General features: G+C 70.6%; 5 protein-coding genes. 2 read left to right on the top strand and 3 right to left on the bottom strand.

The window, feature by feature from the left end; translation table 11 throughout:
* Positions 1 to 707: EamA family transporter (locus Q0379_RS17410; RefSeq protein ID WP_299014396.1), on the bottom strand; the 707-nt coding region annotated here is incomplete at its 3' end.
* A gap of 286 nt (positions 708 to 993) precedes the next feature.
* Between Q0379_RS17410 and Q0379_RS17405 the strand changes: the two genes are divergently transcribed.
* Positions 994 to 2049, top strand: a complete 1056-nt coding sequence (locus Q0379_RS17405; RefSeq protein ID WP_299014394.1) for a DUF2855 family protein — start codon at positions 994 to 996, stop codon at positions 2047 to 2049.
* A 9-nt stretch (positions 2050 to 2058) separates the two neighbouring features.
* On the opposite strand, the gene Q0379_RS17400 is transcribed toward Q0379_RS17405, so the two are convergent.
* Positions 2059 to 2763, bottom strand: coding sequence for a winged helix-turn-helix domain-containing protein (locus Q0379_RS17400; protein ID WP_299014391.1), 705 nt, complete (start codon positions 2761 to 2763; stop codon positions 2059 to 2061).
* 83 nt (positions 2764 to 2846) lie between these two features.
* Between Q0379_RS17400 and Q0379_RS17395 the strand changes: the two genes are divergently transcribed.
* Positions 2847 to 4211, top strand: a complete 1365-nt coding sequence (locus Q0379_RS17395) for an MFS transporter (protein WP_299014388.1) — start codon at positions 2847 to 2849, stop codon at positions 4209 to 4211.
* 137 nt (positions 4212 to 4348) lie between these two features.
* Here the strand turns inward: Q0379_RS17395 and Q0379_RS17390 are convergent.
* Positions 4349 to 4678, bottom strand: a 330-nt coding sequence (locus Q0379_RS17390) for an SEC-C metal-binding domain-containing protein (RefSeq protein WP_299014385.1), incomplete at its 5' end; no start/stop codon positions are given.

Genomic DNA, 4678 nt, shown 5'->3' with positions numbered 1-4678 from the left:
GCCAGCAGCCAGCCCCAGGCGGCGTAGCCGAACATGGTGTTGCCCACGGCCTGCCAGGCGACGGCGGCCCAGGTCAGGGCGTCGGCGTGGGTCACGCCCTTGACGATGGCCGGCCAGCCTTCCAGCCACAGGGACATGGCGAACAGCGGCGGGATCGAGAACAGGCTCGCCCAGACCACATAAGCCAGCATGTTCACCGTCCCGGCCTGGCGCGCGACCATGTTGCCGCCCGACCAGCTGGCGGCGGCCAGCAGCACCAGCAGCACGCCCAGGGGCGTCGCCGAGCCGCCGCCGTGCGCGGCGATCAGCACGATGCCGGACGCGGCCAGCAAGAGGGCGGCGATCTGGAAGGCCTTGATCGGCTCGCGGTTGATCCGCATCGCCATGCCGATCGTGAAGAACACCTGGGTCTGCACGACCAGCGAGGCCAAGCCCGGCGAGATGTGGCCCTTCATGGCCACGAACAGCAGGCCAAACTGCCCCGCGCCGATCAGCACGCCATAGGCGGCGAGGTTCTTCCACGAGATCGGCGGTCGCTTGACGAAGAACGCCATCGGCAACAGCACCAGGGTGAAGCGCAAGGTGGCGAACAGCAGCGGCGGCAGGTGGTCCAGACCCACGCGGATGACCACGAAGTTCGTGCCCCAGACCGCCACCACGGCCAGGGCCAGCAGGAAGTGGCGCAAGGGCAGGGACGCGTGGGACATGGGCGCTCCGTGGGCGGGGGTGTGGCTTGGATTGCGCCGTCGGTCGCCTCGGAGCAATCGAAACATTGTCCCGATGACAATGCTGGAGCTTCAAAAACAGCTCGTCATCCCGGGCGGCGAAGCCGACCCGGGACCCAGGGCTAGTGGCGGTGCGGCGGCCCCTGGGTCCCGGCTCTCCGCTTCGCTGCGGCCGGGATGACGAGGTAGGGTATGACAACTGAAACGCCCGTTTGACTTGTCGCCGGCCCTCCGCCTAGCTTCCGTCCAAACAGAGGGAGAAACCGCCATGGGCTGGGACCTGCTGGTCGCCAAGGACGACCTGCGTCGCACCGAGATCCGCGAGGCCGCTCCGGGCCCGCTGGCCGACGGCGAGGTGCGTCTGGCCATCGAGAGCTTCGCCCTGACCGCCAACAACATCACCTACGCCGTGTTCGGCGAGATGATGCAGTACTGGAACTTCTTCCCCGCGCCCGAGGGCTTTGGTCGGGTGCCGGTCTGGGGTCACGCGCGGGTCGAGGAAAGCCGCCATCCCGAGATCGCCGTGGGCCAGCGGTTCTATGGCTACTGGCCGATGTCGACCCACCTGACCGTGCAGGCCAGGGCCGGCAAGAGCGGCTTCCTCGACGCCGCGCCGCATCGCCAGCCGATGGCCGTGATCTACAACCAGTACGCCGCGGTCGGCGACGAGGAGCCGCTGGAGGCCTATCGCGCCCTGCTGCAGCCGCTGTTCATGACCTCGTTCCTGATCGAGGACCAGCTGGAGGAGGCGGGCTTCCACGGCGCCCAGAGCGTGGTGCTGTCCAGCGCCTCGTCCAAGACCGCCATCGCCCTGGCGGCCCTCTTGAAGCGACGCGGCGCGGTCAAGGTCGTCGGCCTGACCTCGCCTCGCAACAAGGCCTTCGTCGAGGGGCTGGGCTTCTATGACCAGGTCGTCCTCTACGACGAGATCGCGACCGCGCCGATCGCGACGCCGGCCGTGTTCGTCGACTTCGCCGGCGACAGCCAGGTGCTGGGCGCGGTTCACCGCCGGTTCGGTGACGATCTGGCGGCCTCGATCCTGGTCGGCGGCACCCACTGGGAGGTCCCGCGCGTCCAAGCGGAGTTGCCGGGCCCGACGCCGGCCTTCTTCTTCGCCCCCGACCGCATCGCCAAGCGTCGCCAGGACTGGGCCGGCGGCGAGTTCGAGCAACGCTACGGCGCGGCCTGGACGCCGTTCGTGGCCGACGCGGCGCGGTGGCTGACGGTGAAGGAGGGGCGGGGCGCCGAGGCGATCCGCGCGGCCTATCTGGAACAGGTCGACGGCGGGACCGCGCCGGACGTGGGCGTGGTGTTGAGGCCTTAGGGGAGCGCGCTAGGCCGCCACACGTCCCTCATCCTCCAGGCTGATCCCTAGCAGCGCTTGCAACGCCTGGGCGCCGTCCGGCGTCAGCCGCACCGCCCGTCCCTTCGCCTCCAGGACCAGCCACTCGCGCGCGGTCATCGCCGCCAGCAGCTTGACGCCCAGCGGACCGGCAAGGTGATGCCGGCGCTCGGTCCAGTCCAGGCACTGGCGGGCCACGCCTCGTGGCGAGCGCAGGGCGTCGATCGAGACGCCCAGGTCTTCGAACCAGCGCCGCCCTTCCAGCGTGACCTCATACAGCTTGTCCGCGCCGGGACGGAGCAGGTCGCGGGCGACCAGAGCCTCGCAGACGCGAACGCCCAGGCGGCCGGCTAGATGGCCGTAGCAACAGCGGGCGTCGCGCAAGGCCCGGGCCTTGGGCGAGCGGGGCGTTTCCAGGGATCGCACCAGCGTGGCCAAGATGGATAGGGCCTCAAGGGCGTGGGCGACCTCGGCCGAGGCCAGCCGGTAATACCGATGGCGTCCCTCGCGCTCGACGGCCAGCAGCCCGCCATCGACCAGCTTGGTCAGATGGTTGCTGGCCGCCTGGGCGGTGACGCCGGCGGCCCAGGCGAGGGCGCTGGCCGGTTGGGCGCGGCCGTCCTGCAGCGCCTGCAGCATCGCCGCGCGGGTCGGGTCGCCGATCAGGGCGGCGGGGGTGGCGATGTTGGCGTCCATGTCGCCATCCTAGACCCGATCGAAGCGGAATGGTTCATCAGCGCGTGTAACATCGCCTCGCCGCGTCCGGGCAAAGGCGGGGCATGAGCACCGCGCCCTCCCGTCTCCCCTGGATCACCGCCGCCGCCAGCTTCGGCTTTTTCGTCACCCAACTGGACGTGACGATCGTCAATGTGGCGCTGGATGCGATCGGACACACCTTCGGAGCCTCGACCGCCCAGCTGCAGTGGGTGGTCGACGCCTATGTGCTGGCCTTGGCGGCGATGCTGCTGTCGGCCGGAGCGATCGGGGACCGGGGCGGGCCGCGCCGCGCCTTCGTGGCCGGCCTTGTGCTGTTCGGCCTGACCTCCGCCGCCTGCGGGCTCGCGAGCGATCCTCTGGCGCTGATCGCGGCGCGAGCGGCGCAGGGCGCTACGGGAGCGCTGTTGATCCCGCCCTCCCTGGCCCTGATCGCCCACGCGGCGGACGGCGACGCCCGGCGGCGCGCCGCGGCCGTAGGCTGGTGGACCGCCGCCGGCGGGGTGTCGATCGCCGCCGGGCCGGTTCTGGGCGGCCTGGTGGTCGAGACCGTCGGCTGGCGCTGGGTGTTCTTCGTCAATCTGCCGGTCTGCCTGCTCGGCGCGGTCCTGACCTTGGCGGTCGCGCCGGCCACGCCGGCCAAGCCGAGGGTTACGCTGGACCTTCCAGGCCAGGCGCTGGCGGTCGCCGCCGTGTCCCTGCTGGTCGGCGGACTGATCGAGGGCGGCCATCGCGGCTGGAGCGGCGCGCCCCTGGCGGCCCTGGTCGCCGGCCTCGCCCTGGCCCTGGGCTTCGTGCTGTTCGAGCGTCGCGCGCCGCACCCGGCCATGCCGCTGAATGTCTTTCGTCAGCGGCCGGCCTGGACCGCGCTGGTGGTCGGCTCATCGCTGAACTTCACCTATTACGGCCTGATCTTCGTGCTGGGTCTCTACATGCTGCGCGCGTTGCATTGGCCCCCGAGCAAGACGGGTCTGGCGTTCCTCCCTCTGACCGCGACCTTCATCGTCTCAAACCTGCTGAGCGGGGGCCTTGTCACGCGTTTCGGAGCGAGGATGGTGACGACCGGCGGCTTGCTGATCGCGGCGTGCGGCTATGCGCTGACGGCGCGGCTGGACGCGGGGAGCGGCCTTCTCGAGATGCTGTCTGGTTTCGCTCTGATCCCGGGCGGCATGGGCCTGGCGATCCCGGCCCTGACCAGCGGCCTGCTGGCCAGCGTCGACCGCCACGACGCCGGAGCGGCTTCTGGCGCGCTGAACGCTTGCCGCCAGGTGGGCGGCGCGGCGGGCGTGGCGATCTTCGGCGCGCTGGCCGGCGCGAATCCGGCGCGGGGGCTAGGACCGTCGGCGATCAGCGCGGCGGCGCTGCTGGTCGGAGCGGCGATCGTTGTCCTTCTCCCCTTGCGGGAGAAGGTGGCGCGAAGCGCCGGATGAGGGGTTTTTCGGACTGCGCGACCCCTCACCCGACCGCCGCCGGCGGCCACCCTCTCCCGCAAGGGGAGAGGGGAAGACAAAAACGCCCGCCCAGGTCTCCCCGGGCGGGCGTCTTTGTCTTCAGTTCAGCTCAAGCCTCAGACCAGCGACCCGTGGCACTGCTTGAACTTCTTGCCCGAGCCGCAGGGGCAGGGGGCGTTCCGGTTGGTGCGTTCCCAGTCCTCCGGCAGGGCCGAGACCGGCAGGGCCTGGCGTTGCTCGGGCGAGAGGCCGTCGGGAATCGCGCCGGCCGTGGCCGCGTTCTCGCCGGTCAGCGGGTCGAGGTGGACCTCCTGCAGGCCTTCCAGCGACTGGTGCGGCATTTCCGGCTCGGCATAGGCGATCTCGACCGTCATCAGCCAGCGGGTGGTGTTGGTGCGGAGATCCCCCAGCAGCTTCTCGAACAGCGAGAAGGCCTCGGTCTTGTA

Origin of the sequence: uncultured Caulobacter sp., from assembly GCF_937900395.1 — a bacterium.
Lineage (GTDB): Bacteria > Pseudomonadota > Alphaproteobacteria > Caulobacterales > Caulobacteraceae > Caulobacter.
The sequence above is the reverse complement of the archived record's forward strand: the minus strand, read 5'-3'. Positions and strand labels throughout refer to the sequence as shown.

Excerpts from the sequence above, each read along its gene's own strand:
- Q0379_RS17400 (WP_299014391.1), bottom strand. The coding sequence starts at position 2,763 with ATGGACGCCAACATCGCCACCCCCGCCGCCCTGATCGGCGACCCGACC.
- Q0379_RS17405 (WP_299014394.1), top strand. The coding sequence starts at position 994 with ATGGGCTGGGACCTGCTGGTCGCCAAGGACGACCTGCGTCGCACCGAG.
- Q0379_RS17395 (WP_299014388.1), top strand. The coding sequence starts at position 2,847 with ATGAGCACCGCGCCCTCCCGTCTCCCCTGGATCACCGCCGCCGCCAGC.